The organism is Streptomyces marianii, from assembly GCF_005795905.1.
In the GTDB taxonomy this organism is placed as follows: domain Bacteria; phylum Actinomycetota; class Actinomycetes; order Streptomycetales; family Streptomycetaceae; genus Streptomyces; species Streptomyces marianii.
In genome coordinates this window covers 4,375,900-4,402,225 of record NZ_VAWE01000001.1, presented here as the reverse complement: position 1 = coordinate 4,402,225, position 26,326 = coordinate 4,375,900, and the positions used below count along the sequence as shown (strand labels likewise).

General features: G+C 68.8%; 27 protein-coding genes and 7 pseudogenes. 10 read left to right on the top strand and 24 right to left on the bottom strand.

All coding sequences use genetic code 11. The annotated features are described in order from the left end of the window. Positions 1-9: 9 nt before the first annotated feature. From FEF34_RS19805 to FEF34_RS19750, 12 genes and pseudogenes are all read right to left on the bottom strand, one after another. Complete coding sequence (locus FEF34_RS19805; RefSeq protein WP_138054363.1) at positions 10-240, bottom strand: excisionase family DNA-binding protein; 231 nt, start codon at positions 238-240, stop codon at positions 10-12. Continuing rightward, a pseudogene (locus tag FEF34_RS19800) lies at positions 233-1,553 on the bottom strand (replication initiator). The gene FEF34_RS19805 and the pseudogene FEF34_RS19800 overlap by 8 nt, the downstream one beginning before the upstream one ends. Before the next feature lie 116 nt (positions 1,554-1,669). Continuing rightward, complete coding sequence (locus FEF34_RS19795) at positions 1,670-1,924, bottom strand: SpdD protein (RefSeq protein WP_138057598.1); 255 nt, start codon at positions 1,922-1,924, stop codon at positions 1,670-1,672. Between the two features lie 14 nt (positions 1,925-1,938). Then, positions 1,939-2,133 (bottom strand): hypothetical protein, encoded by a 195-nt coding sequence (locus tag FEF34_RS19790; RefSeq protein WP_138054361.1) that lies wholly within the window; start codon positions 2,131-2,133, stop codon positions 1,939-1,941. 10 nt (positions 2,134-2,143) lie between these two features. Continuing rightward, on the bottom strand, positions 2,144-2,335 hold the full coding sequence (locus tag FEF34_RS19785; RefSeq protein ID WP_027734615.1) for a mobile element transfer protein: 192 nt from the start codon (positions 2,333-2,335) through the stop codon (positions 2,144-2,146). Continuing rightward, a complete protein-coding gene (locus FEF34_RS19780; protein WP_017949976.1) occupies positions 2,332-2,526 on the bottom strand; it encodes a hypothetical protein in 195 nt (64 codons plus the stop codon). Before FEF34_RS19780 ends, FEF34_RS19785 begins: the two co-directional genes overlap by 4 nt. A gap of 18 nt (positions 2,527-2,544) precedes the next feature. Next, positions 2,545-3,174 carry a DUF2637 domain-containing protein gene (locus FEF34_RS19775; RefSeq protein WP_138054359.1) on the bottom strand — a complete coding sequence of 210 codons (630 nt, stop codon included), beginning with the start codon at positions 3,172-3,174 and terminating at the stop codon, positions 2,545-2,547. An 80-nt stretch (positions 3,175-3,254) separates the two neighbouring features. Then, positions 3,255-3,917: pseudogene (locus tag FEF34_RS19770) on the bottom strand (FtsK/SpoIIIE domain-containing protein); the annotation flags it as partial. Between the two features lie 71 nt (positions 3,918-3,988). Then, positions 3,989-4,338: pseudogene (locus tag FEF34_RS19765) on the bottom strand (SCO3933 family regulatory protein). 92 nt (positions 4,339-4,430) lie between these two features. Continuing rightward, on the bottom strand, positions 4,431-5,159 hold the full coding sequence (locus tag FEF34_RS19760) for a GntR family transcriptional regulator (protein WP_138054357.1): 729 nt from the start codon (positions 5,157-5,159) through the stop codon (positions 4,431-4,433). Positions 5,160-5,248: 89 nt separating this feature from the next. Then, positions 5,249-5,686 (bottom strand): ATP-binding protein, encoded by a 438-nt coding sequence (locus FEF34_RS19755; RefSeq protein WP_116427882.1) that lies wholly within the window; start codon positions 5,684-5,686, stop codon positions 5,249-5,251. A gap of 278 nt (positions 5,687-5,964) precedes the next feature. Then, a complete protein-coding gene (locus FEF34_RS19750; RefSeq protein ID WP_138054355.1) occupies positions 5,965-6,705 on the bottom strand; it encodes a GntR family transcriptional regulator in 741 nt (246 codons plus the stop codon). Positions 6,706-6,785: 80 nt separating this feature from the next. Between FEF34_RS19750 and FEF34_RS19745 the strand changes: the two genes are divergently transcribed. After that, positions 6,786-7,883 carry a DUF1152 domain-containing protein gene (locus FEF34_RS19745; protein WP_138054353.1) on the top strand — a complete coding sequence of 366 codons (1,098 nt, stop codon included), beginning with the start codon at positions 6,786-6,788 and terminating at the stop codon, positions 7,881-7,883. Between the two features lie 1,097 nt (positions 7,884-8,980). Here the strand turns inward: FEF34_RS19745 and FEF34_RS19735 are convergent. Then, positions 8,981-9,466, bottom strand: coding sequence for a lactococcin 972 family bacteriocin (locus tag FEF34_RS19735; protein ID WP_171053016.1), 486 nt, complete (start codon positions 9,464-9,466; stop codon positions 8,981-8,983). Positions 9,467-10,470: 1,004 nt separating this feature from the next. Between FEF34_RS19735 and FEF34_RS43005 the strand changes: the two are divergent. The 7 genes and pseudogenes from FEF34_RS43005 to FEF34_RS19700 form a co-directional block, all read left to right on the top strand. Beyond that, a pseudogene (locus FEF34_RS43005) lies at positions 10,471-10,646 on the top strand (esterase); the annotation flags it as partial. Positions 10,647-10,907: 261 nt separating this feature from the next. Continuing rightward, the gene (locus tag FEF34_RS19725) at positions 10,908-11,297 is read left to right on the top strand and encodes a WXG100 family type VII secretion target (protein ID WP_138054349.1); all 390 of its coding nucleotides are present in this window, start codon (positions 10,908-10,910) and stop codon (positions 11,295-11,297) included. 23 nt (positions 11,298-11,320) lie between these two features. Beyond that, positions 11,321-11,626 (top strand): WXG100 family type VII secretion target, encoded by a 306-nt coding sequence (locus FEF34_RS19720; RefSeq protein WP_138054347.1) that lies wholly within the window; start codon positions 11,321-11,323, stop codon positions 11,624-11,626. A gap of 120 nt (positions 11,627-11,746) precedes the next feature. Further along, positions 11,747-13,420, top strand: coding sequence for an RNase A-like domain-containing protein (locus FEF34_RS19715; protein ID WP_138054345.1), 1,674 nt, complete (start codon positions 11,747-11,749; stop codon positions 13,418-13,420). A gap of 16 nt (positions 13,421-13,436) precedes the next feature. After that, positions 13,437-14,024: a hypothetical protein gene (locus FEF34_RS19710; RefSeq protein ID WP_138054343.1), complete on the top strand. Its 588-nt coding sequence runs from the start codon at positions 13,437-13,439 to the stop codon at positions 14,022-14,024. A gap of 19 nt (positions 14,025-14,043) precedes the next feature. After that, positions 14,044-14,343, top strand: coding sequence for an RNase A-like domain-containing protein (locus tag FEF34_RS19705; RefSeq protein WP_138054340.1), 300 nt, complete (start codon positions 14,044-14,046; stop codon positions 14,341-14,343). A 12-nt stretch (positions 14,344-14,355) separates the two neighbouring features. Continuing rightward, positions 14,356-15,012: a contact-dependent growth inhibition system immunity protein gene (locus FEF34_RS19700; RefSeq protein WP_138054338.1), complete on the top strand. Its 657-nt coding sequence runs from the start codon at positions 14,356-14,358 to the stop codon at positions 15,010-15,012. A 421-nt stretch (positions 15,013-15,433) separates the two neighbouring features. Here FEF34_RS19700 and FEF34_RS19695 read toward each other — a convergent pair whose 3' ends face one another. Further along, entirely contained in the window at positions 15,434-16,765 is a 1,332-nt protein-coding gene (locus FEF34_RS19695; protein ID WP_234042466.1) for a helicase-associated domain-containing protein, read from the bottom strand. Positions 16,766-16,804: 39 nt separating this feature from the next. Further along, positions 16,805-17,527, bottom strand: a complete 723-nt coding sequence (locus FEF34_RS19690; RefSeq protein ID WP_199800680.1) for a hypothetical protein — start codon at positions 17,525-17,527, stop codon at positions 16,805-16,807. Positions 17,528-17,639: 112 nt separating this feature from the next. On the opposite strand from FEF34_RS19690, the gene FEF34_RS19685 reads away from it, so the two are divergent. Beyond that, positions 17,640-18,884, top strand: coding sequence for a plasmid pRiA4b ORF-3 family protein (locus FEF34_RS19685; RefSeq protein WP_138054336.1), 1,245 nt, complete (start codon positions 17,640-17,642; stop codon positions 18,882-18,884). A 129-nt stretch (positions 18,885-19,013) separates the two neighbouring features. Here the strand turns inward: FEF34_RS19685 and FEF34_RS19680 are convergent, their stop codons facing one another. The 5 genes and pseudogenes from FEF34_RS19680 to FEF34_RS19660 form a co-directional block, all read right to left on the bottom strand. After that, positions 19,014-19,427, bottom strand: coding sequence for a DNA-binding protein (locus tag FEF34_RS19680; RefSeq protein WP_138054334.1), 414 nt, complete (start codon positions 19,425-19,427; stop codon positions 19,014-19,016). Then, a complete protein-coding gene (locus FEF34_RS19675; RefSeq protein WP_138054333.1) occupies positions 19,409-19,693 on the bottom strand; it encodes a hypothetical protein in 285 nt (94 codons plus the stop codon). The genes FEF34_RS19680 and FEF34_RS19675 overlap by 19 nt, the downstream gene beginning before the upstream one ends. 321 nt (positions 19,694-20,014) lie before the next feature. Then, positions 20,015-20,268 (bottom strand): annotated as a pseudogene (locus tag FEF34_RS19670) (site-specific integrase); the annotation flags it as partial. A 106-nt stretch (positions 20,269-20,374) separates the two neighbouring features. Beyond that, a pseudogene (locus FEF34_RS43000) lies at positions 20,375-20,736 on the bottom strand (replication initiator); the annotation flags it as partial. Positions 20,737-20,816: 80 nt separating this feature from the next. Then, positions 20,817-21,227: a VOC family protein gene (locus FEF34_RS19660; RefSeq protein ID WP_138054331.1), complete on the bottom strand. Its 411-nt coding sequence runs from the start codon at positions 21,225-21,227 to the stop codon at positions 20,817-20,819. Positions 21,228-21,304: 77 nt separating this feature from the next. Here FEF34_RS19660 and FEF34_RS19655 point away from each other — a divergent pair. After that, positions 21,305-21,747 (top strand): annotated as a pseudogene (locus tag FEF34_RS19655) (DUF234 domain-containing protein); the annotation flags it as partial. Positions 21,748-22,076: 329 nt separating this feature from the next. Here the strand turns inward: FEF34_RS19655 and FEF34_RS19650 are convergent. From FEF34_RS19650 to FEF34_RS44255, 4 genes are all read right to left on the bottom strand, one after another. Beyond that, entirely contained in the window at positions 22,077-22,790 is a 714-nt protein-coding gene (locus tag FEF34_RS19650) for a DUF899 domain-containing protein (RefSeq protein WP_138054329.1), read from the bottom strand. A gap of 245 nt (positions 22,791-23,035) precedes the next feature. After that, positions 23,036-24,409, bottom strand: a complete 1,374-nt coding sequence (locus tag FEF34_RS19645; protein ID WP_171052742.1) for a DUF6777 domain-containing protein — start codon at positions 24,407-24,409, stop codon at positions 23,036-23,038. Positions 24,410-25,016: 607 nt separating this feature from the next. Beyond that, positions 25,017-25,610 carry an NAD(P)-dependent alcohol dehydrogenase gene (locus tag FEF34_RS42995; RefSeq protein WP_234042465.1) on the bottom strand — a complete coding sequence of 198 codons (594 nt, stop codon included), beginning with the start codon at positions 25,608-25,610 and terminating at the stop codon, positions 25,017-25,019. Positions 25,611-25,857: 247 nt separating this feature from the next. After that, a complete protein-coding gene (locus tag FEF34_RS44255) occupies positions 25,858-26,199 on the bottom strand; it encodes a helix-turn-helix transcriptional regulator (protein WP_234043105.1) in 342 nt (113 codons plus the stop codon). Between the last annotated feature and the right edge of the window lie 127 nt (positions 26,200-26,326).

The following is a 26,326-nucleotide window of genomic DNA, read 5'->3' as shown; positions in this document are numbered from 1 at the left end:
CCCTCCCCCTCAGGCCGCTTCGACGGGTCGATGGCGCAACCTGGCCACGTAGGCAGGCACGGCGTCGGCGGGGACTCGGCGCAACCGCCCGACCGTGACCGACTCGATCCCTCCGGCGAGGACGAGCCGGAAGCACGTCGTACGGCCGATACGGAGCCGCCGGGCCGCCTCCTCGACGGTCAGAAGGACTAAGGACGGGTCGAAGGACTCGGGCGCGTCAGCGTCCCGGGGCTCAGCCATGGGTTGGTTCTCCTTCCGTTCCGGGGGCGGGTTCGAGGGATGCGGCGAGCCAGGCTTCGCCGTGGGACAGGCCGGTACCGGCGAACACCCAGTGAGCGAGGACGAGCGTGGATTCGCCGTCCTGCGTGGCAGGCGCAGCCGCTTGGGCACGGCGCCATTCGGCGCGAGCGTCGCGCAGCGCGCCGAGAGTGGTGGAGTAGCGGCGGGACTTGGTGGAGAAGTGGCCGCGGAAGCCGAGCATGTGGGCCCAGGACCGCAGCCGGAGGTCTGCCAGTGCGGGGCGGGCGCCGAGGGACCAGGCGGTGCGGATCACGCGCCGGGCGTGGTCGGTGATCTGGGCTTGGGCCAGCTCGGCGAGGAACTTCAGCGGTCGATCCAGGGTTCCGGTCGCCGTCTCGGCGCCCTTGGTGGCGTACTTGGCGATGTACGCCGCCACGGCTCGCTCGGTCAGCTCCTGGCCGCCGTCGAAGTCGGCGGTGCGGACCGTGCGGACGTCGAGCTGTCGGCCGAAGACGAAGGTGTGCGACCGGCCGTCGACCGTCGGGCCGTTGACGCGAGCGGTGGCTGCCGCGGCCCGGATGGCATCTGTCAGCAGCTCGGCGGTGGCCCAGGTGGGCGCCGGTGAGTCACCGCCCTCCGGGCCGTCGAGGCGGATCACGGCGTGGAAGTGGACCGCGCCTCGCTTCTGGTTACTCGGCGACTTTCGCGAAGGAGATCCGGGCATGGTCCCGGAAGGCGCGCTGAGTGAGGCCGACGCGCTTGGCGACCTCCCGGCGGAGGTAGATCGTGAAGCGCCGCCACAGGGCACCGGCGTGCGCGTTCCACAGCACGGCCGCTTCGTAGTCGTAGGTGTCGGGGTCGAGGGGCGTGCCCAGGGCGGGGTCTGCGTCATCGTGCCGGACACCGCAGCGGCAGGGCCGGCCGCTGGAGGGTTGGTTGTGGACCGGGCCGAAGCCGGGGGCGGTGAAGGTGGCGAAGACGCGCGGGTGTGTGGAGACCTGTTCGGGAGTGCCCTTGCCGCCGCGGAGTCCGGCGGTGATCAGGTGGTAGGTGTCGCGGCGGTAGGTCTCGGCGCAGGCCGCGCACCGGGTTGCACGGCGGTTGTTGCAGCGGACGAGGAGCTGACCGGCGGGCAGGGCCGACGAGTCCAGGTGGTGCAGGACACGGCCGATCTCGCCGGTCGTCCGGTCCACCGCGAGCTCGGTGCGGTGGCCGTCGAGACGTACGGGGCGGGTGCAGCCGCCCAGGCCGGACAGCTGGCGGGCCAACTCGGACAGAGTGCCGAGAGAGGCCAACGTGGAGAGTTCCGCCAGCGGGGGCGGAGTCTGCCGGGTGATGATGGGAGTTCCTTTCGGCTGTTGCGACGGTTGGGAGGGGCGGTCGGCGGGACGGCGGGATGCTTGGCGGCGTTTGCCGCCCCGGCGGCCGGTCAGCGCTTGTGCGCGCTGGTGACGAGGGAGCGCAGGACCACGGCGGCGATGGCCACGGACACGGCCGAGACGGCGACCGCCGCCAGGAGCGCGGTGAGCACGACTCCGACGACGACCACGGCGGCGACCGCACCGGCACCGACGCCCAGGTACGGGGCGACCGATCGGCCTCCCGCGGCGGCCGAAACCTGCGGCTGCTGAGGCGCGACCGTCGGCGGCGGAGTCGGGATGTCGGGCAGTTTGGGGCGGAACACGGTGGTCCTCCTTGTCACTCGTGGTTGCCGTTGACGACGTCGACACCGGTACGGGTGCCGGACTCGATGGCGGGGGCGAGGAAGGTGTGGGAGAGCCAGAAGCCGAACAGGGCGATCACCACGGCGATCCAGAGCCGGACGCCGAGGAACTTGATCGCGGCCCAGGCGATGACGCCCAGGACGGCGACGAGCGGCAGCGAGACGGTCACGGGAGCTCCTTCAGCGGACGGCGCAGCGGTGGGTACGGGCGGCCAGCTCGGCGGCGGCGCGGCTGTCGTAGTCCGTGGCGAAGCCGCAGCGCGGGGCCGTGCAGGCGGCGGTGTGCTTCTCCCGGCCCCGGCCGTCGTAGTAGGTGGCGACTTGGACGGGGCCGATGCGGACGACGCGGCGGAAGCGGCGGTTGGTGGTCAACGGCGGGTCTCCTTCGGGTCTTCGCCGGTGAAGTCGGTGACGTGGTCGGCGAGCCAGCGCAAGATCTCGTCGCCCTCGTAGCTGTCGGCGGTGAGGATCACGGGCTCGGCGACGAGCACGGCTTCGGTCAGGCGGTTCTGTCGGGTCAGCTCTGCGGCGCGCTTGAGCGCGCGGAGCGTGGACGGGCGCACGAGGGGATGTCCTCCGGGTCAGGTCAGGTGGGTGGAGATGGCTTCGGCCAGGGGCAGCGGCACGCCGAGCCGGGCGCGAAGGGTCGAGGTGTCGATGGACGTTCCGGTCCGGGCGCGGTGCTCGTCGGCGATCTTGCGCGCGAGCGTGACGAGCGCCGGTGGCACCGGGGGCGTGGAGGGCGGAGCCGATGTCGACTCCGCAGCGGTCAACTCGGCTACCGGGATAGGTTCTTCGGACGCGTCCGGCGCCGGGGCCGACTCGTGCTCGTCCGCTCGGGCATCTGCGGTTGCTCCGTGAGCGAGGAGCGTCCCGCCGAGGAACGCGACTGCGGGCCAGCCGGCGACGAGGATCCGCAGCCAGTCCGGTACGTCGTCGAGGTCGAGCAGCCCGGCTGTGGCGACGTTGGCGCCGAGCGAGGCGGTCAGTGCGACGAGGAACCAGCACCATCCAGCCGCTTTCGGTCCGCCGGTGCGAAGCCGCCGCCAGGCCGCGACCAACAGCAGGTCGACGGACACCGGGTAGGCCCAGGCCTTCCAGCCGTCCTGTCCCGCAGCCAGCGCCAGATCGTGCAGGTGGGCGAAGGACAGTGCAGCGGCGATCAGTGCCTGGACGAGTACGGCGTCGATACGGACGGGCAGGGCACGCACGGGACAGCTCCTTCCGGTTCCGGGCATGGAGGGGTAGGGGTGTGGCACGGATCGGCCGTGCCGGCCATGGGCGGGTGCGCCTATTCGGTGACCGGGCGAGGAGCGGCCGCGGGCCCGGACGCATCGACCGGCATCGGCGGTAGGTACGGGCGGAAGGGATCGAGGGCCGGTACGTCGGGGGCGAGGTCGGCCGTAGCGCGGCAGATGGCCGCGGTGTCGGCGAGCGAGAGATAGGGGGTGCGGATGCGGGACCAGCCGCCGGAGGTGTCGCCGACGACGGCGAGGCCGGGCAGTTCGGGTGCGATGGCGCACGCCTCGAGGACGGCTTCCGGGGCGATGTCGCCGAGCGCCATCTTCGCCGAGGCTTCGTCGTTCACGCGGTGGCAGACGCGGCCGGTGAGCTGGGCGCGGAGCATAGTCGCGCCCTTGCCCAGCTCGGCGCCGAAGCGCTGCCCGCAGACTTCGAGGTAGATCCCGGCGACTCGGCCGAGTTGGGCGAGCCGGATGAGCTGGGTGACCATCTCGTCCCGCCGTTCCTCCTCCTTCCTGGTGGCCACGAGGAAGAGTTCGGCCACCTCGTCGATGAACAGCACTATTGGGGAGGGGCGTTCGTTTTCCGGCAGGCCCCAGATGTCCGAGGTGATCAGCTCCTCGGGCGTGCCGGGTGCGATGCCCTGCCGGGCCTTGATCAGGTCGTACCGGTCTTCCATCTCCTTCACCAGCACGGGAAGCAGCTCGGCCGCCTAGGCGGCGCCGCCTATCACAGCGAGCGAACCGCCCAGCTCGGCCCACGTCACCAGGTCCGTCACGGCGATCAGCCCGCTTCAGCCATGGGGAAGGCTCCCGGCGCGACGGCGGTCGCCCGGTAGGCGATGCCGTGGCGCTCCTGACCGTTGAACACGCTCTGCCACGGCCGTGCCACCAGGCCCGGAAGGGACACCGGGGCGCCGACGGTCAGGCCCTCGGTCACGCCGCTCTCCGGGACCGCCACCTGGATCAGCGACGACTCCCCCTCGTCGATGTAGACGACGCCGACCGTCATCAGCACCTCGCCGGACACCGCGTCCTTGGCGATCTCACCGGTCTGCCGGTCACCACCTTCGGCGCCGGAGCCTCGGTGAGCAGGATGGTGGCGGTCGAGGCGTCAACACGGATCACACGCACAGGGATTGCTCCTTCTGAGAGTCGATCAACCCGCCTACCTGACAGGTTGACTTGTCAAGTCGCAATCGCTGGCAACTCGCTTTCGACCGCGGTCAGTTCAGGCGGTACGTGTCTTCGAGTTCCTGCCGGTCAGCCGGCAGCAGAAGCTCGGAGACCTGCAACGACCGACCCGACGCGTCGCACGCCACGACCAGCACGCTCAGCACGGGAACACCGTCCGGCAGATCCAGTACGGCGGCCTCACCCGCGTCGGGCAGCCGAGCGGACACGCGCTCGACGACATGGTCGAAGCGGATCTTCTTCCGGGCTTCGAGGTGTTCGCGCGCACTCCCGCTCAGGGGTTCGCCGGACCCCAGCTCAGTGCCTTCCGCCAGGCCGGCGGGAAAGTACGACGAGACCAGCTCAACCGCCTCGCCGTCCTCTTCCACCAGGAAGCGGCGCAGGAGGACCTCGGTCCTCTTCGGCAGGCCGAGCGCCGAGGCGACTCGCGGTGGGACAGGCACATACCCGACTTCGATCAGGCGGCCCGCGGCGTGCGACTCGTCGCGCTCAAGCGCCCCACGCCCCCGCCGGTCCTTCTGCTCGACGACTTCCGGGCGACCCCGGACGGTCGTCCCGTATCCCTGCCGGGACTCCAGCCAGCCGTCCCGCTTCAGGAGCTCCAGGGCCCGGACGACGGTCGGACGGGACATCCCGAACGTCTGCACCAGCTGGTTCTCGCTGGGCACTCGGGTGCCGGGCGCGTACGTGCCGTCTTCGATGCGACGCTGAAGCGTCTGCGCAAGGCGCACGTACTTCGGTGGCTCCACTTCATAGGTCACGAGCGCCGCCTGTCGAGATTGGCCAAGTCAACTGGTCAACCAGCCTAGCGACACTTTCACACCGGCAGTAGAAGGGGTGGACCGTCCCGTCACGCCGGCCAGGCATCGGCGACCACGAAGGAGACGACCGTGCCGCCGTGCCGGCTGGGACCGGAGCGCCAGGAGTCGGCGATGGAGTCGACAAGGAGCAGTCCCCGTCCGTGAGCGTCGTTCGCTTCGGGGTGCCGCACCCGCACGTTCACGGGGAAGCCCGGGTTGTGCACGTCGACGCGGAGCGCGGTTCCCTCGCGGTACCACTCGACCCGCACCAGCCAGGGGTCGTCCGCCTGCCCGTAGAGGATGGCGTTGGTCACCAACTCCGAGATCATCAGAGTGCAGTCGTCGACGGAGCAGGCCGGGTTGTACGGAGCGATGAACTTCCGGAACCAGCGCCGGGCACGGGGCACCGACTCGGGTTCCGGATGCAGGGTCATCGCTCCGAGCCGCGGCGAGTCCTGGCATGGGTAGCGGTCGATCGTGTACGCCATGCGCGCTCACTCCTTGCCGCTGCCGTCGCAGTCGAGGCAGCGCCGCTTCGACATGGCACGGTCGCCGTCATTGGCCGTGGAGAGCGCCAGCACCGTCCGGGAGCCAACGCGCTTCCAGCCACGCCCCCGACACCCCCGGCAAGCTAACCGCGCATCCGGCTCCGGCCGCCGACTCACCACGTCGTGCCCCCTTCTCCTCCAAGTGGCCTTAGCCACTTTCTGGATAGTGGCATTAGCCACTTCGAAGGCGCAAGCGGTTCGGCGTAATTGGCGAGTCGTCAGGTCAGCGGGTAACCCTGCTCGAAGGCCCAACGGTGCGGCGGGTAGGTGGCTTCGGCGAACTCCAGAGGCCGGTCCTGGAGGTCGAAGACCACGTGATGGACGATGAGGACCGCGGATCCCCGCTCCAGCCGCAGGTCGGTGGCCTCCTCGTCGGAGGCGTCCCGAGCGCACATGCGATCCTCCGAGTAGCTCCCTTGACGCCCCGTCATCCGCTCGACGTACATCAGCGTCCCTTCCTGGATCCGCTCGGGATCCGTCAGCTTGGGCGCCCGCTCGCCGACGTCCGGCGCGAACCACGAGGTGGACAGCGTGATCGGGCCGTCCTGGTTGTTGGTCACGCGCCGGCGGTGCACGGCTCGACGATCCTTCACCAGGCCCAGCGCCTCGGCGACGTGGTCCGGAGCCTCCAGCCAGCCGGCGGAAGTGATCACCGCGTACTCGCCGGGCGTGTAGATCTTCCCGGTCTGCCGAGCACGCCCGTACAACTCCCGCGCCCGCCGGTTCACTTCGAGGCTGCGCACGTACGTCCCCGAGCCCTGACGCTTCTCGACCAGGCCCTGATGGCTCAGCGCTTCCAGCGACCGTGCAGCCGTGGGTCGGGACACCTTCCAGTCCGCGGCGAGCTGCCGTTCCGAAGGAACCTCGTCCCCCGGCCGCAGGTCTCCCCGAAGGATCTGATCACGGATGTGGTGAGCGATCTGGAGATACTTCGGCTGAGCCTCTTCGATCTGAGGCATCTCCCCTCCTTGTCCAAGTGGCTATGGCCTTTGGCCACTATAGGGTGAGTGGCCAACCTGCGAACCCGTAGTCTGATCGCATGACGCGGTTGATCGTCGCAGCAGGAGGAGGGGGCGACGCAGTCGCCGCCGCCATGCTCCACGCCGCCCTCTACGGCGACCGGGACCAAGCGGTAATCCTCACGTACGCATGGGACCGCCTCCTGATCGACCCGCTACCGGGTCCGCGGCGCCCCGCCGACTTCACCGGCCTGGAGCGCCTCACCCCGGCCGTGTGGAGAGTGCCAGCGCAGGCCCAGCCGATCGCACCGGCAGGTTCCACACTCCCCCGACTGGCAGCGGAGCTCCCGCACACCTTCGCCCTGCTCGACCCTTACCAGGGAACCGAAGGACTCACCCACCAACTCGAGGATCTGGTCAGTCGTTTGGAGCCCGAGTCAATCGATCTCTTGGACGTGGGTGGCGACATCCTCGCTCGCGGCGACGAAGCGACGCTGAGGAGCCCACTCGCCGACTCCCTCGCCCTGGCAGCCTGCTGCCAGGTGAACGCACCTGTCCGACTGCTGGTCGCAGGGCCAGGCTTGGACGGCGAACTCCTGCCGGCCGACCTGAGCGACATGCTTGGCTCCGCCGTCCACACCTTCACCGCCAGCGACGCGGAGGCAATCAGCTCGGTCCTGGAGTGGCACCCGTCCGAAGCGACCGGGGTCCTCGCGGCAACGGCCAGGGGTGCACGAGGCACCTGCGAGATCCGAGACGCAGGGCTCCCCGTACCGCTCACGGACGACAGCCCCACAGTGCACGAGGTCGACCTGGACGACGCCGTCAGCCGCAACCAGTTGGCCCGAGCCATCATGGCGACAGAGCACCTGGACGAGGCCGAGGCCTACAGCCGCGAAATCTGCGGCTACTCGGAAATCGACTACGAGCGCAACAAGGCCCTGTGGCTCAAGGATCAGCAGCCCGCGACTCTGGACCCGTCCGCCATCTGGCCCCAGCTCGACCAGTTCGAGGCCGAAGCCCGCGCCCGCGGCATCACCCACACGACATTCCGCCGCATCACCGAGGCCCTAAACCTCAGCGGCTCTCAACTCGATGACCTGCGACGGCTCCTCATCAACGGCCGGCCGGGGCAGTACGACGCGCCACTGTGGCGCATCCCAATAGCCGCTGAGTAACAATCTTCTTCACGGGTTCAAGGGCTCGCTCCGCTCGCCGCGCGCCCGGCTCGGCGCCGGGCGACGCTCTTGTCTCCGCCCCGCTCCGCCCGGCCGCCGGACGCGCGCGACGCGAGCCAACGAAGAGAGGATCCCTGGCACGGGGCTGGGGCGGTCGGCTCCACGGCTTTACGCAGCCACCAAAGCCGCTCCACCGACCTCGATGCCCGTACGCTTCGTGCTTGTGAGGGCAGAAACGTGCGACGTATCAGCACTGAATTTTCGGACTCTATGGATAGCGTCAGAACGAGGCGTCAGCGACGCCGTGCAGACGCGGGAGCTTCCGTTCGCCCGTCAGTTCGGCTACGCCGAAGGTGCCAACTCCACACCGTGTGTCCTATGAGTGCCACGGCGACGACGCATGCTGCGGCGCGAGTTGCGTTCCAGGTCATGGCGAAAACCGGACCCTGCGAGTCCGCCTCTACACTCAATCGCTGAGTCGCTTCAAAAAAGGCGATTAACGGGACAAGCAGACGGAACAAAAGGCCGCCAACTCCGGGTGTTCGTGCCACTTTCCCCACGAGCCCCACAGGCGCACCAAATACGAAAGCCGCTATTCCCCACACGAGTATTTGCCCCCCACTGGAGGAACCAGATTCCATTCCCTCCGGAATGGAGGTGGCGAACTCCGTTCCGGCCGGAATAGAGGGGCTCGCATCCTTGAACAGGTAGTACGCGACTACGCCGACAGTCAATCCCAAAGATGCGAGCAATGCCGACTCGATTTTGGATCGGCTAAAATAGCCCACCAGTAATGCATAGCAGGCCCATGGCCAACCGCTAGAAAAAACAATACTCAGGGCGACACAAACGGGATTATCCCATTTTCCGGCAACGGGACCCACTAGACCAAGTAACACACCCGCCGCGAGAGACACGGTGGCCGACACAACGCGAGCACACGTAAAGCGTATGATGTCTCTTCCCCGTTCAGTGACGAAAGTCCGAGTTGAAGGTGGTGCCGTTCTTGGGCTGTGCGGGCCGCCGAACAGCCCAAGAACGACTCACCAACCTATCTCACCTTCCGAGGATCCACCGCTCGGTTCGGCAGCCAGAACCTAGTCGACGCTGTAGTAGGTGTAGCAGGTGTATCCGTGCCCCCCAGTGAGGCTCGCCTGAGAGGTGCTGCGGGCTGCAGCCCAAGCGCGATGTGTACCGCCCGCGATCTTCACCGTGGACGAGTGCCCCTTCGTCAGGTGGTAATAATTCGAGTAGCAGCGCTTATTGAATACCCCGGGGCTGACCTCTGTTGTGTACCAGCCGTAACACCAGGTGCCACCGCTGGACGGGTTGACGCACGCCTCCGACAGCGCACCAACGGAATCCGCCGAAGCGTCCATCTTGAACGTCACCACACCCCATTCAGAGGGGTTGCCCAGATCTGCAGGAGGCTGGGTGCCGTCCCCGCGGTGGTGAACGGTTACGATGGCTCCGGAGGCGCTGGCGGTTGTAGACGCGTCCGCGGCGGCTGGCGCCGCGAGGCCTACACCCGCAATGGCTGCCCCCACGATGGCGAAAGCGACGGATCTTCCGGCAATCTTCACGAGATTCCCTCCCCTGATTCCCCTTGTTGGGAACGGGGGAGATCCTTCATAGATCCACACCCGCCGGCAAAGGTAAATCGAGCCTCCTGGCTCAAGACTCCCTTGATCGACCCTTGTGTCACCATCTGGACATTTCAACATTTCTCGCCGCCTACCTTAAGGCGATAATCTCGATAAAGCCATCCAATCCGACACCTCAGTCATCCGTCGCCTTCAGTGCTGAAGGTTGACCAATACCTAACGGTCGGATTTACCTATCGCGTCGGCGTGCCCCCCTCCCGTTCGCGCGATCCCGGACGCAGACGATGGTCTGGCGGCGAACTATCCGCGACTCGGTTAACGGTCAACCGGGTGCTGCTATCCCCCGCGCACTCGTCGAACGCGGCATGCCATATCTAAAGTCCTGGCGGATCGACCGAGGATCATGTCCACCAACTCGTCAGCAACGCAGAAGATTGCACGTGCCCACCCGCTGGCTGACCTCACGGATACCGCCTCCCCCTGATGGGCACCGAAGCGCCGAGCACAACACGCAAGACCGTGCGTTGAGTCTGTGTGGTGCGCACGAGGACACCGGCGCACGGAGCGTGCCAGATCCCTGCCAGAACTAGGGGGCATCCACGGGCAATGAGAATGACCGACAGCCTGGCGAACTGCCAGAAGCCGCCGCACTGGTACATGCGTCGTGGTCTGCGGAGACGCACTGATAATCGTCGCCAGGCTTACAAAGCGGTGGTCATGCTGCCAGTCGTTCCCGTCAGCCCTCGCCGACCTGCAGCAGCACGACAACAAGTCCGTTCCCAGCGCCCGCGACGACCCTGCCGAACGTCCGTCTGGTTACGGGGTGCAGGCTTGGACGCCGGCCGAGAAGCGTTCCGGGCTGCCTCGATGAACGATGTGACCGAGGCTTGGTAGGCGTCGACGGCACGACCTACACGGAACTCACGAAACCCCAGGTCACAACCACAGTCTGAGCTCTCTACGGAACCAGGGGCGGTTCACTCATGACCGGCCCGAATGCCTTCGGCCACACCGGCCGCGGTGGCTCGCTCGGCTTCGCCGACCCCGCACAGGCATCGCCTTCGGCTACGTCATGAACCACATCGTCAGCGGCGCGGACGATGCGCGCGCGGCTTTGCTGACCGAAGCAGTCCGGAAGTCGCTGGCCAGATCGGGTTGATTAGGGCCCGTTGATCGTGGAAGCCGGGCTCCCCGGCGTCCCCACGATCGACTCGTCCCGGGGCGGCATCCCCGAGGCGGTCGGAGAGGGCGGGATGGTCCTCAGGGTGGAGACGAGTGGCGCGAAGAACGCACGGGGGCGAGGTGTCCGGGGAAAGAGCTGGAACATGAGTGCGCGCACTCATGTGACCGCCTTGCTGACCTGCGAAACTCCTAGGCGTACGTACGTATGTGGTGCGGCGGCGCCGAAGAGGGGGTGGACATGACGGACGGCGATCTCAATGTTTCGGAGGACAACCTCACGAAGCTCGCGGACGACCTCGATCAGATGCAGGGTCATCTGGAGCGTCAGATCCGCGACATGGACCGGGTGGTCGACAGTATCGCGGCGGGCTGGCAGGGGCCCACGGCCGCGGCGTACCGCGCCCTGCACCGGGGCGCCGCCGAGGACGCCGTGCGGATCCGGCAGGTGCTCTCCCTCCTCGAACAGGCCACCCGGGCCTCCCGTGACGGCTTCACGGCCCAGGAACTGGAGATCCTGGCCGCGTTCAAGCGCGTACAGAGCCAGGAGGACGTGGGCGCGTCCGCCGAGGCGTTGACCGTGCCCGACCAGGCTCCGGCGGCTCCGCACAGCCGCCTGCAGGGCATCTGAGAGCAGCGAGGAACAACAACCCCATGTCGGACGACGACCGGATAACCGTCGATTTCGCCACCCTGCAGCGCCTGTCGGGAGCCCTGGAGGAGATCCTCAAGGCCCTCAACGAGAAGCTGGACCTGCTCTACGAGCGCGCCAAGAAGGCCGTTCTGAGCTGGGACGGCGAGGCCCGGGAGGCCTTCATCGACGAGCTGGACAAGTGGGACCGCTCGGCCCAGGACCTCAGGGCCGCGCAGGCCTGGCTCCATGAGGTCGTGGTCAAGGGCCACCTCAACTACGCCGCGGCGAACAAGTCCGTGCTCCAGGGCTGGGGAGGCGGTGCCTGATGGCCGGACCCACCCCGGGCCCCGGCCCGGCGCAGCCGCCCGCCGGGGGGCGGCAACATCGACGTCAAGCCGCCGCAGCTCTGGAGCGTCTCGGGCCGGATCGCCAAGGAGCAGGACCCCATGATGCGCGGTGCGAACACGCTCCTGCAGGAGCTGCAGAAGTACCCGGACGCCGGCGGGGCGGGCACGAGCGCCGAGGCTTTCGCCAAGGCCTACAAGAAGATCGGCAACCGCTGGCTGGAGGTGCTGGGCAAGAGCGTGGTCAGCATCGGCGGTGTCGCCGTTGGATTCACGGAGACCGCCAACGCCTACACCAAGGCCGATGCGGCGGCCCACCCCAAGCCCGGACAGGCCCCGGAGCAGCGCCCGCTGCCGACGGTCATCGACAAGGACCCCAGGTTCGCCAGCGTCCCCGACATCAAGTGGGGTGACGACGACGGCGGAGATGACCTGATCCGCGGTGCGATGGAGGGCATACCGGAGATCGTCCGGGACGTCCTTCAGCCCGTCGCGAAGCACGTCTTCCGGGTCGGCAAGGTGGCGGACGTACACCCCTTCCCGCAGCAGCACTACCTCAACTCGCACTGCCACAGCTGGATGAACGCCTCGGTCGTCCCGAGCAACACGGCGGCCGAGCTGACGATGATCATCGCCACCATCACCAACCACCAGAAGGCCGACTGGGAGAACGCCATGCGCACGTTCTGCAGTGCGCTGTGGGGTGGTACGGCATGGGGCCAGACCCGGCACGGCGTCCAGTGGGCGCACACCACGGGTCCGTACGGGGCGCAGGCGGCCACGGGCAGTCAGCCGGTGATGACCGTCCTGAACACCGTGGCGATCAAGATCAGCGACTGCCTGCGCGAGTACGCGGAAGCCGCCGTCGAGCTGAACCACGACGTCTTCGAAGAGCTCAAGCGGGCGATGAAGGAGGCCGCCACGAGCATCCTCGACGACCTGGAGAAGGCCAAGGACAAGCCCAGCCTCAAGTCAATCGCCGGCGCGGTCACCAGCGTGGCCAGCGGGATCGGCGGGGCCACCGGTCTCCTCCTGAAGTTCGACGTCAACACGGTCCTGAAGCTGGACAAGGCCAAGCTCAACCGGATCGTGGACAAGTACACCGGCATCGTGGACGGCCTCACCACGCGCATGGAAGCGCTCAAGGACGTCCTGGACGAAGCGCACCGGAGCGCCCCGAAGTTCGAGGCCGGTGTCGCCCGCGCCCACGGCTTCGGCGCGCGGTCCCTGGAGGACTTCAAGAGCACCTCGCAGACCTGGCTGAAGATCGACTCGGTCACCGGCAAGTACACGCTGGACCTGGCCGCCAACGAGTACATGGCGGACGGCCACACGCTGGACAAGCACGTGGGCAAGACGGACGAGCAGCTAGCGCAGCGCCTGCGCGACCAGCAGGCGAACGGCCCGACCCAGGCCTGGCCGTTCGGCAAACCGAAGCCGAGCGCCTCCTCGGCCTTCCCGAACTACCAGCGGGCGCAGGAACTCACCCAACACAACCTCAACGAGAACGCCGCGGTGATCGAGGCCTGGATCAAGGGCCCACCGCCACCGGGTGAAGGTGACGTGAAGGACCTCAAGGGGACGGCGCCCAATGGTGAGGTCAGCGGCCGCAGCGTGAGCAAGCAGCCGACCGACCTGAAGGATCCGCTGTCCGGATACAAGACCGGCGGTATCAGGGCCGAGGCGCAGGATGTGAAGGGCATCGACACAAGGATCAAGTACGACAGCAGCCGCAACCCTCCGTTCACCGTCATGACGTCCATGCCCAGCAAGTGAGAAAGGCCCTTCGAAGATGTCCATCGACCAGGCGTCCTGGGAAGCGGCGGTACGTCACCTGTACGAAGACGCGTACGGGTACACCGCCACCGGTCCGCGCACGCACGAGGACTGGCGGATCGACGTGGTCGCCGTCATGGAACGCGCCGTCCCCGACCCCCGCGGTTGGGCCGGGCTCGACGACGACGCGGACGACCCCGGTCGGGAGGAACGGCCCGCCTATCCCTTCCGCCCGCCCTTCAAGGCCGATCCCCTCCGTCCGATCACCCCGGCCGACGTCGGGGAGCGGCTCTGGGAGATCGACCGTGCGAGCGCCGAGAACCTCCTGCTCGCACTCACCGACGACGGCTGCACCCTGCGGAACCTCGAACGGTTCACCGAGAGCTTCGAGGAGCTGCAGAAGATGGCCCGCACCGTCCTCGCCCGCTACGGGGACACGTTCACCTGCCACACCAACGTCAGCACGGGCCCGCACGACGGCACGCTGGACTTCCGGGGGAGTTCCCCGGGCTGGACGCCGATGACCTTCTACGGGGAGGACTGCGGCCTGGTCGTCGTCTCCGACACCGAGGTCGGGCTGTTCTGGGCATTCGGCGACATCTGAGCCCTGAGAGGATGAATCCATGCTGACCCGATCCGCCACCTACCCCAACCGGGAGACCGCCCAGTGGGCCACGCAGCAGGTGGTGACCGCCAATGAGCAGGTCATCCACCGCTGGCTCGCCCAGGGAACGCGGGCCCGCCTCACCATCGAGGCCGCCTGGCCATCCCGTGAGGAGCCCGTCGGCCGGGTGCAGCTCGAGGCGATGCTGCTCGCCGGACAGGAACCCGTCGACGTCCGCGCCGCCCGGGTCATCCTGCGCCGCGAGCCCGCCAGCCCGCACGGATTCGTCGTCCTGACCACCGTCCCGTTCTACCCGTAGAGGCAACCGACCGTGTCCATGAAGCCCCTCGAACACGACCGGCGCTACGGAGAGCTCGATCAGGTGCTGCGCGCCTACCTCGGCCAGAGCGCCGACGACACAGCGGAGCAGCGCAGCCGCGCGCTGGACGCCTATCTGCGCCACACCTGGCACACCCGCCCCTGGGCCATCGCGGAGGCGGAGCGCCAGCTGCGCGAGTACGGCCGCAACCCCCCAGGGCGCCTGCGGATCGACCTCGGCGAGTTCTACGCCGTCCCCGACGTGGGGATCCCCCAGTCCGCGATCGGCGACTGGCTGCTCCTGCTCGCCGACCACCTCAAGCAGAGCATCGAGGACGGCGAGGTGCCGCCGCCGGCGAACCCGCAGACGCACTGGGAGTGGCACGCACGGTTCCCGGAGACCGCGCAGCTGCTGGGCGGCTGGTTCTCGCAGGACATCGTCGACGAGTTCCCCGATCACGAGGCGGCGGTCGCGGACTACGCCGCCACCACCGACCCCCAGCTCGTCGCCCGCCTCGTCGGTGAGCTCCACGAACTGATCGCCCTCCCGCTGGACGAGGGCGACTACGCCCTGGCCGCCGCGGAACTCGGCATGGAGGTCAACCCGCCCGAGCCGTTCTCGTACGGAGCGTGGTTCCAGGCGGTGGCGACGGTTCTGAGCGCCGACTGACGGCGTGGAGCGCGTGGGCGCCCGGCTCGCGCCCCCGCCTGGTCTCAGTTCTGGTCTCATTCACCCCCGTCCGAGGACGTTCGGACGGGGCCAGCCCGACCACTCCGCCACAGGTCAGAACGGGTACGACCCCCGCCGGACGGGCGTACGAACATGTGGAGAGCGTGTTGGGGGCAACCCCTCACGAGTTCGAATCTCGTATCCTCCGCAGCCGCCTGAACAGGCGAAACAGGGCGTCGGACCGCTGATCGCGGTCCGACGCCCTGGCGTGCTCTGGTCTCGGTTTTGGTCTCATTCATTTCCGACATTCAATACATTTCAGGCATACGGCGAACGTGCCCTCTGCCGGTCCTCAGAGGTCACGCATCGAGTGCGCCCCGGCCCCGGCCCGAGATGCCCCGAGGCGGCTCCCCTCGTGCCATCAGGCCAGCGGGTAGCCCAGGGCCAGGGCGGCCTTGCGGAACGCCGGCAGACGGTCGGGGGAGACCGCGAGGTGGCGCTCGCCGATTCGGGTACACAGCAGGCGCAGGCGGCGGTCGCTGATGACGAGGGCCGCCAGTGCCCCGTCCGCGCACTCGATGAGATGGGTCTGCCCTGTATCGCGGAGCCGGCCGACGCGGCGGCCGGTGTCGTCGAGCAGGGTGGTGACGGTCTGGGGCACGGAGTGCGAGGCGGCCTGGTTCAGGTAGCCGCGGAGCTCGTCGGGGGTGTGCCCGCGGTCGATGGCGTGCAGAAGAGAAGCGGTGGTGAGGGTCCAGACCCGGTCGGTTTTCCGGTCGCAGAAGGCGTCCAGGAGGAGTGTGTCGGCGGAGGGCAGCCCGTCGAGGGCGACGATGTCGAAGTTCGCCAGGACGGTGACCCTGCCCGTCGGGACCGCCGATGCGGGGGCCTGGGCGGGCGTGTAGTCGTCCGTGAGGCCGACAGCGTGGGCGCCCAGGGGATTGAGCCGCAGTGCGGACAGGCCGTCGTAGCGGCTGAGCTGGTCGAGGTAGTCGGCACCCCAGTTGGCCTGGTAGTCGTCGCGGGCGCCCACCGGGGGGACGTACGCGATGTCGATGAGGCCGAGCGTGGCCGCGTACTCGAAGAACACCGCCAGGGTGTACCGACCCTGGAGGAGGGACCAGCCGTGGTGGCCGTCGTAGCCGAGGCTGCCGTATTGCGGATCCTCCAGGTACAGCTTCCACAGGGCGCGTTCACTGCGGTGGACGACTGGATCAAGACGGGCCGCGCGCATGTCGGTGAACAGGCCGTCGATGGACGTCCACTCACTCGGGGTGAGGCCCGCCAGCGCCTGGCCGACAAGCTTGCGGCGCGGTTTGGCCGCGGTCAGGACGTTCGCCGAGCGCTGACCCTTGATCTCCTCGACGCGGGAGAACTCGTCCAGGAGGCCGTTGTTCAACCAGCGTTGCCACAGCTGAGCAATGGTCAGGTGCGGTGGCCGGGTCAGCGCGGCCCGTCCGCGTGTGGTCAGCGTCAGCCGACCGCCGGTGAGCTGGGCGAGGCCGCCTGCCTGGAGCAGCATCGGCCAGGCGAAGGCGGCGATGGCGTCGTGCGGATAGAAGTCGCCGCCGTCCAGGACCTCGGCGATCGCCGCGACGGTGGCGGTGCTGGGGCGGCGGGTCTTCTCGCTGCACCGCAGCTTCCCCGTCATGCACAGGCGCAGCACCGTCAGCAGGTTGGCCTGCGCCTCGTGCTCGGTGTACCGGACCCGTGGGGCGCCATTGGGCTCCTGCTGCTGTTCGACCGGTATCACTGCTCGTGTTCCCCGCTTCGTGCCGCTCGCGTCCCGTTCCTACAGCTGGGCAACGTAGTCGTAGTTGCCCGGACCGCAGGTGCGCTCTAGATTCTCGACCACCTTGCGCGGGTCGTCGTAGGGGCCGGAGAAGTAGAACGGCTTGCCGTCCCGGCCGAAGCCGATGACGGGCCGGTCGCCGGGCGGGGCACCCAGGTGCACTGCGCCGTCGGCGAAGCCGTCCGCGGGTTCGAAGCCGAGGCGGCGGGCGTAGGCGACCGCATCGTGCACGATCGTCTGTGCCTGCTCCACGCCGATCGGCAGCGGCCGATGATCGAAGGCCGAGTAGTACATCGGTACGTAAGTGGTCAGGGATCCGGACCCCATCACCTCGGGGTCGGTGACGTTCTTGACTCCCAGGCAGTACACGTCCACCAGGAACCCGGTGACGGTCACCCTGCTGGCACGTTCCTGGCGGGCCAGGAGAATCTGGGCGAAGCCGCCCGTGCCCGGGTCCGGCTCCTGGCCGAGGGGGTCGGTCGCCGCCCAGCCGGGGGCTTTGGCCATGTCCAGCCCCGCGCTCCAGCCGGCGTTGACCCAGCAGCCCACCACCGGTCGCTGATCCGGCGCGATATTCGCCTGTGCCGCCTCGGCGGCCCGTCTGATCAGCGCGGTGGCCTGGGCCGGGCGCAGCCCCAGCGCCTTCGCGATCTGCTTCGGCGCGCTGCCGCGCTCTCTCATCTCCCGGACCCGGGCCAGTAGTTCCTCGTCGCGCGTTGTCACCGTCACAGTCTGCCGCTTCCGTGTCGCCCCGTGCCAGGCACAGGGTGCGCCGGTGGTGCTGCCATCCTGGGTTCGGGTGATACGGGAGACGAACCGGAACGGGCAGGTCGGCATGGGCGAGACAGTGGGCAGGACCGTCGAGAAGGTACGAGCGCTGGTCGGTTGGGTCGGCGCGGGCCGCAGGCTCACACAGACCGGCCGTGTGACGCTCGCCGACGCGCGAGCACTGGTGGAGGCTCTGGACACCGGCGACCGGATGGACCCGGTGATCGGGGACCGTACGTTCAAGACGAAGTCCAGTGAGGAGCTGTACCACCTCACGCTGCTGGTCGAGTGGGCGAAGGCAGCGCGGCTGCTACGAGTCGCGGGCGGGCGCCTGCTGCCGGTGAAGAAGAACGCCAGGCTGCTGGACCACCCCGACGAACTGCGTGGCGCCCTGTTCGCCGCGCTGCCGCGCATCGGGCCGGCCGTAACGGCGTCCGGCTGGCTGGAGTCGCTCTTCTCGCACGAGTACGAGCGTGGTCTGCATGCGCTGCTGCAGCGGCTGCACACGGCCACGGCCCCGGTGCCGCTCGGTGACCTGTACGAGGTGGCATGGGAGGCGGTCAGCCCGCTGTACGTGCTCGACGACCTGTCCCCCGACCGTCTGGGGCATCTGCGCACCGCCAACGACCACGACGTCCGACGGGTCCTGAAGGCCCTCGCCTCCCTGGGCGCTGTCCATCTCACGGAGCACACCGCCGAGTTGACGGCCGGCGGCCACATCGAGACGGCCCGGATGCGCGGCGAGCCCGAGCCCGGCGACGCGGTGATGCAGATCCTCGTCGAGCTCACCGACGTGGACGACCCCCGGGTTTGGCGGCAGCTGCTGGTGCCCGCCTCGATCCGCCTGGACCGGCTTCACTCCGTGATCCAGGACGCGATGGGCTGGCAGAACTGCCACATGCACGCGTTCACCATCGACGGCGTCCAGTACGGTCGTCCCGACGGCGAACTCGGATTCCGCGACGAGCGCACAGCCACACTGGCCGCCCTGCTCGAACCCGGTGCCCACTTCCTGTACACGTACGACTTCGGGGACTCCTGGGAACACCTCATCACCGTGGAGGAGTTCCAGACAGCCTCAGCCGGGCTTCACTATCCGCACTGCGTGGGCGGTGCCGGGACATGCCCGCCCGAGGACTGCGGCGGCGCCCCCGGCTACAGCGATCTCAAACTGATCCTCGCCGACCCGGCGCATGAGGAACACCACGCCATGCTGGTGTGGCTCGGACTTCGGTCCGCCGCGGAATTCGCCCCTGACCGTTTCACACCGGACGAGGCCAACGCGCGGCTGCTGCGCCTCACGGCACCATGAAGACGAGCCGTCAGGCCATGCAGCCGTTCACGGCCCTGGATGCCACGACTGGTCCACCGGCCCCGCCCCGCTCGGACAAGGACGTACGGGCCGACCTCACATCCCCGGCGTTCGGGTCTCGGGCGTCGACTACACGGCGACGAGGCGCACTCTGTCGCCGCAGAGCTTCGTCATGTCGTCGATGTCCGAGGTGAGCATGACGACCGGGCGGCGCTGACGCAGAGCCATCTCGGCCACGGCGGCGTCGATGGCGTATTTGTGACCATGCAGCCCGGCGTTGATCAGCATGGCTGAGGCGGCCTTGGCCTCCTCATCGCCGATGTGCACGATCCGCACGCCGGACAGGACCCACGCGAGCCGCGCCCTGTCGGTCCGGCGATGCACAGCTTCGATGATGGTGAGTGCGCTGATGACCACCTCCATGCCCCGACTGCGGGCTTCGGCGATGAGAGCGACGACGGGCTCCTGATCACTGGCGAACTTCGACAGACCCTCGCAGTCGAGAACGAGGGTGCCTTCGTGGCTCAGCTTGCGGCGGGCCACTGCCCCCCCTCGGCGAACACCTCGTCGAAGACCCGGCGTGCCCGCTCCTGCTCGTGCTCGGAGATCGGCCCCTGGCGGCGTTCGTAGTCGGCCAGGTACTCATCCAAGATCTGGCCGCGCAGCTCGCGCTCCACCGCTTCGGTGATGAACGCGGAGAACTCACGCTTGCCGACCCGTCGGCGGATCGCCTCCGCCGTCCCTTCGGGGAGGGAGAGGCTGACCCTGGTGGCCGGCCCTTCGCCGACGCTGTAAGGAATCTCGCTCATGGGGCCAAGATTATCAAACAAGTAGGAATCCGACCGGGATGCAGCACACGCCGAACGACGCGGGCCGCCCACCGGTCACCTCGTGGCCTCAGTTCTGGTCTCATTCACCGTTACGTTCAGCTATGTCCGGACGCCACTGGACAGTCCGCTCCACGGCCGGTCAGGACACCCACGACCACCTCCGAACCCTCAGGCGAACATGTGGAAAGCGTGTGGGGGGCAACCCCTCACGAGTTCGAATCTCGTATCCTCCGCCAGCTCAGAGGGCCGGATCGCGAAAGCGGTCCGGCCCTCTGGCGTTCGTCCGTCTCGGTTTCCGTCTCAGTCGGGTTTCCCGTCGTCTCCGGGCGGCTCCCAGAGGGCGTCCCCGACCTGCCGCGCGACCTTCCGCAGCAGCGTCCCGGTCACGTGCACGCACCGGGCCCGCATACGTGCCGCTCCCCGCGCTCCCAGCCCATGATCGCGTCGACCACGACGTCCGGGACACCGAGGATCAGAAGCACGGTCGCGGCCGTGTGGCGAGCGTCATGGAGACGACCGCCCCGTACGCCCGCGTCCCGCAGGAGCCGCTTCCAGGAGCGGACGGCCCCGGGTGCCGGTCGCGGTTTCGGCACCCTCGGTGGCGTACTTGGCGGTGTAGGAGGCTACGGCCCGCTCGCTCGGTTCCTGGTCGTTGTCGAAGTCGGCGGAGTCGTGGTCGGTGCCGCAGCGGCAGGGGCGGCTGTCGGTGCGGCGGTTGTGGACGGAGCCGAAGCCGGGGGCGGCGGAGGTGGCGAAGGCGAGGGGGTGTGTGGCGACGCGGTCCGGGGTGTTCTTGCCGCCGCGGAGTCCGGCGGTGATCAGGTGGAACGTGTCGCGGCGGTAGACCTCTGCGCAGGCCGGGCAGCGGGGGCGCGGCGGTTGTTGCAGCGGACCAGGAGGTGACCGGCGGGGAACCGGCCGGCACCGGGATGGAGGGGGCGCCGTTTCCGCCCGCGGGTCTGCAGGGGCGTGCGCGGGGGGCTCCCGTCCCGTCCACCGTCGACCCAGGCGAAGCCGAGCAGACACGGTCCACATGCGTGTGGGGCGACGGCGGACGGGGCGGGAGCTGGGGAGAGTGCTGGGGGAGGAAGTGGGCGGCTCATTAGTCGCGCTTGGGCCAGATCGGGCCCTGGTCGGTCCAGGTGACGCCCTTGTTGCGGCACAGGCAGAAGGGGTGGCCGATCGGATCGGTGTAGACCTGCCAGCCGTAGCCGTTGGGGCCGATGAAGTCCTGCCTCAGCGTCGCGCCGAGGTCGAGGACGCGGCGCTGCTCGGACTCGATCTCGTCCACTTCGAAGTCGAGGTGGAACTGCTTGGGGTGCTTGCTGTCGGGCCACTGCGGAGCGCGGTAGTCGTCCACCCGGATGAATGCCAGCTCGATCTCGCCGAACTGGATGCCGGCCCAGTCCTCGGAGCTGCCTTTCTTGATCGGACGGCCCGTCACCTCGGAGTAGAAGGCCGCCAGCTTCATCGTGTCCGGACAGTCGATAATGAAATCGGTGAGTCGCAGCATCGCGCGATCTTGTCACAAGCTCCCACCCGACTTCGAGACAGGCCTTGAGCAGCTCCGCTGAGGTGTGGAACAAAAAGTTCCTGGGGCCGCACATGGCGGAGATCGAGCGGATGCGGGGGATCTCACCCTGAGCCGGATCCAGGAGCAGTGGACGAGCTGGCGGGGGCGTGCGATCGAACCTCTCGTCAGGGAATCCCTCGCCCGCCTCCTGCCGGACGGGCTCCTGCCCGCCGCCCCCGCGATCGGCGGATACTGGACGCGCAGCAATGACGTCGAAATCGACCTGGTGGGCGCCGACCGACAGCCGGTGGCCAAGGAACTGCTCTTCCTCGGTTCGGTCGAGTGGCTGGAGAACTCCGCGTTCGACGGCCACGATCTGGCCGCGTTGCAGAAGCACCGGGCCGCGATCACAGACGAGCCGGTACCGCTCGTGGCGGTCTCGCGCAACGGGATCACCTGTTCCGGGCTCCGAGCGGCTTACGGGCCCGGAGAACTACTCGGCGCCTGGCGCCGGGTGTGATCAAGCGCGGACTCCTGTGGTCGCGGTTCTGGTTGCGTTCCGCCTCTGTTCGGGGCCATCCGGACCGAGGCCATCAGAACGCTCCGCCGCGGTTCAGGACGGGTACGGCTCCCACCGGACCCCGTACGAACATGGGGAAAGCATGTTGGGGGAAACCCTTCACAAGTTCGAGTCCCGTATCCCCGCAGCTGCCTGAACAGGCAGAACGAGACGTATGTGATGCGCGGCGATCGCGGGGTAGGCGGCCGGGCGGCGTGCCCGGCGACCGCTCGCGGCTGTACCGCCGCGGACTGAGCCGGTGAGACGCCCCCGCCCGGATGAGGAGGGGCTCAGCCGGCCTCGCGGGTCTTGGCCAGCCACTCCGGCGCCGGTTCGACGTCGTCGCCGTACTCGTCGTGCCAGTTCCACCATTCGTACGGCGGGGTCTGGGGATAGCCCTCGGGCGAGTCCTCCCACGTCTCCTGCCGCCCGAGAGCGGTCATGTCGAGGTAGCTCCAGGTGCTCCCCAGCGCCTCGTCACCGCGGTTGTTGATGAAGTAGGTGCGGAACACGCTGTCGCCGTCGCGGATGAAAGCGTTCGTGCCGTGCCACTCGTCCACCCCGAAGTCGGCGTCGAAGTCGCCTGCGATCGTGTACCAGGGCATCGTCCAGCCCATCCGGGCCTTCACCCGCTCGATGTCCGGCTGCGGCGCACGCGAGACGAAGACGAGAGTCGTGTCGCGAGCGTTCAGATGAGCGAGGTCGCCGACGTGGTCGGCCACCATGGAGCAGCCACGGCAGGCGTGGGCGGGCCAGCCGAAGACACCGGGCTCGAAGAAGGCGCGGTACACGACCAGCTGCCGACGACCCTCGAACAGGTCGGGCAGGCTCACCTTGCCCTCCGGACCCTCGAATGCGTAGTCCTTCTCCACCGCCAGCCACGGCATCCTGCGGCGCTTGGCGGCCAGTTCGTCACGAGCGCGGGTCAACCGCTTCTCCTCCAAGAGCAGTTCCTGCCGCGCGGACTCCCACTCCTGCGCTGAGACGACCGGGGGCTTCTCCATGGCGACGTCCACCTTCCAGTTGGGTCCGGGCTCGTTCGGGCGTGGTCACTGGGACACGGACGGATGCCTCCTCCTCCGCCGCGCCCTTCTCCAGGGTCGGTCGCCAGCGCCGAGTCCGCACGCCGATGCACAGGATGCGAACGTGGCCAACGACATGGAGTGGGCGCAATCCGCGCATCGACGGGCTACGGGCTACGGGCTACGGGAATCCCGAGCCCTTGGACCGAGGGCTCGGGACCACGGCGCTACGAGTACTGCGGCTCCTGTCGAGGCTGTCCCTCAGCAGGCTGCTGCGGTTGCTCCTGCTGGTCGGGCTGCTGCGGCTGCTCCGCCGGGGGTGACTCGGGAAGCTGCTGCTCCGACTGTTCCGGCCGCTGTGGCTCGGCTGGCTCCTGAGGCGAGGGGGGCTGTGGCTGCTCGGGCGCGACCGGCTGGTCCTGTTCCTGCGGGGGCTGCTCCCGTTCCGTCTCCGGCGCCACGGGCTTCTCAGGCTCATCCGGCGATGGCGGCTCTTCCGAGTCCGGCGCCACGGGCTGTTCCTTCTTCTTCTCGTCCTCCTTCTTCTTCTCATCGTCCTTCTGCCGCTGGTCGTCCTTCTCCTCCTCGTCCTTCTTCTGCTTCTCCTCCTTCTTCTTCTGCTCCTCGTCCGACGGCTTGCCCGTCTCCTCGTCCTTGCGCGACGGCTCGTCCTCCTTCTGCTGTTTGTCTTCCTTCTCCTTCTTCTCGTCCTTGCCCTTCTCCTTGTCCGTGTCCTTGTCCTCGTCCGTCCCGCCGTCCGGCGTGTCCTGGTCCTCCCTCTCGGGCTCGCCTTCCGGGAACACGTCCGTGGAGTCCTTCGAAGGCTCGGGCAGGACCGGGAATGCCGCGTCCGGCGGCTGGCCCTTCGGAGCGGGAATCCGGTGGTCGCTCCGGCCCCGGGCGTCTCCGCTCGGGCGCTCGAACCATGCCTTGGAATCCGGGTCGAACATCGTGACGGCCTTCATCGGCTTGGGCGCCGGGACGACCGCGACGACGGTGGACGAGCGGAAGGACGCCCACTTCTTGCCCGAGTACTTCTGCTCGCCCTGGACCGCGACGGCAGGGGCCAGCGGGTTGCCGCACGCGCAGCGCACGCGCGGGACGCCGCGGTCGTCGACGAGCACTGCCGTACCGGCCTGAAGGACCGCCTGGTACTCGGTGGCGCTGCCGTCCCGGTATCCGTGATTGGTGACCCGGGTGTCCCAGGTCAGCCGAACCGGTGTCAGCGACCGCAGGTAGGCGGGCACTTCGGCCTTCTGGATGCGCAGGGCTCCCGCGAAGGCGCTGCCCTTGTTCTCGTTCTGCACGAGATACGTGATCTGTTTCTCGACATCGCAGCTCGCGACGTTCTGCGTACCCCCGTACAGACCGGGATGCGCGCCGCTGACGGCGACGGTGCGTGAGCCGATCCTCGACGTGTCGGAACCGGACGGAGCCTCGGCGTCCCGGGTGTCCGTGGCGACAGACGGGGTGAACGGGTCACGGCCGGCCGCCGAGGCGGTCTGGAGGAAGATCTCCCCGCCCGGCTGGGATCCCCCGCCCATGACGGAGAACGCGAGGATCACCGCCAACGCCACCACGACGGCCGTGCCGGCACTCACCAATGTGAGTCGGCTCCGCCGCCAGAGCGGCGGCTTTCCGTGGCCAGGGCCCGGCTCTCCGGATCCGCCCGCGGCGGGCGGCTCCTGCGGAGGCCCAGGCGGGGGCGGAGGGCCAGGCGGGGGCGGAGGCCCAGGCGGGGGCGGGGGTTGTTCCCGCTCGTCGGAGGACCGGCCGGTCAGCGGACCGGACGGGGGGCCCGTGGGGCGTGTGGGGCGCTCGGACGGAGGAAGCTCTGACGTCACGGCATTCTCCCCAGAATCGGGGACATCGGGGACATCGGGGAAATGGCAGTGGTCCTCATTTGCCCTCCCTATCGTCATTATGGGCTTCTGGTCCGGGAATTGTGGATCTTGGAAATCTCCCGCTGCGCCTGCCGTCCCGCAGTGCAAGCGGCGCGTTCGACGCGGAAGCGCGGTGCTTTCCGCCGACCCGGTCCCAGGAAAGCCCGGTCGCCGCATGCACGTCATGCCGCTGCATTTCGGGACTTGACAGGTCAGGGCGCCCGGGTACGGGCGTGTGCACATGTCTTCGACCTCCGCCCTGAGCGGGTCGGAGGCCGAAGACGAGGCGGTAAGGGGCAGGGGAGGGAAAAGGCGGGTCGTCGCGTCACATCGTGACCACGACCTTGCCGCGGGCCCCGCTCTCCCTGAGGTACCGGATGGCCTCGGGCAGCTCGCTCAGCCGATAGGCCCTGTCGACGACCGGGGTGACGCCGCCGGCCTCGATCAGCTCCTTCAGCGATTCCAGGTCCTCTCCCCGCTCCGCCGAGATCAGCCCGCACAGCCGCTGCCCTACGAACGGGGACAGCAGCAGCGCCCGCAGCACCCGGTCCGTGCCGCCGAACCAGCGTCCCCCGCCCTCCTCGCCGTCGAGGACCAGTGTTCCCCTCCGGGTCAGCGCCCGCCGGAGCCGTGCGAGCGGAGCGTTGCCCGCGGTGTCGACGACGAGGTCGAAGCGACGGGAGCCGTCCGCGTAGTCCTCACGGGTGCAGTCGAGGACCTCGTCGGTGCCGAGGGCGCGGACCAGGTCCGTCTTCGTCGTACTGCAGACGCCCGTGACATGCGCTCCGAGGGCCTTGCCGAGCTGTACGGCGAACGTCCCGGCCCCGCCCGCGGCCCCGATGACCAGCACGCGCTGCCCGGCCCGCACCCGGCCCGTGTCGCGCAGCGCCTGGAGTGCGGTGACCGCGGAGAGGGGCACGGCCGCCGCCTGGTCGACCGTGAGGTTCGCGGGCCGGGCCGCGACACGAACCGGTCCTCTCCGGCGGTCGCGTACTCGGCGAAGGCCCCCTCGCAGAAGCCGAGCACCTCGCCTCCGGGCCGGAAGCGGGGTCACACCGGCGCCGGTCGCCTCCACCCGGCCCGCCAAAACTCCCGGCCGCGGACGGGGACCTTGGGCGCCCGGAGGCCGTAGCCCATGAGGCGCAGGAGGTACGGCAGCCCCGTCATCAGACGCCAGACGCCAGACGCCCGCGTCCACGCCGGCCGCGCGTACTCGTACGAGCGCCTCGCCGTCCCCCGCCACGGGCCCGGGGACGTCCCTCAGCTCCAGCGCCTCGACGGAGCCGTAGGTGTCGTGTGCGACTGCTTTCACGTGCTTCCCCCTCACTCCCGCCACTCCCGCTGCCGGGTTCGCCGACCGGGTGCTGGAAGACCCGCTCGAACGGGACTCCGAAGACATGGGCGATCCGGAACGCCATCTCGAGCGAGGGCGAGTACCGGCCCTTCTCGATGGCGATGCCGGTCCGGCGGGTCACCCCGATCCGGTCGGCCAGCTCCGCCTGGGTCATCTCCCCGTGCGCGAAGCGGAGGGAGCGGATCCAGTTCGTGACGCGGGTCGGTTCCTCCACGGCCGGCACCGGCCGCACCGAGCGCCTCGACCCCGCGTCCACCCCGCCCGGATCGTCGCGGTTCCAC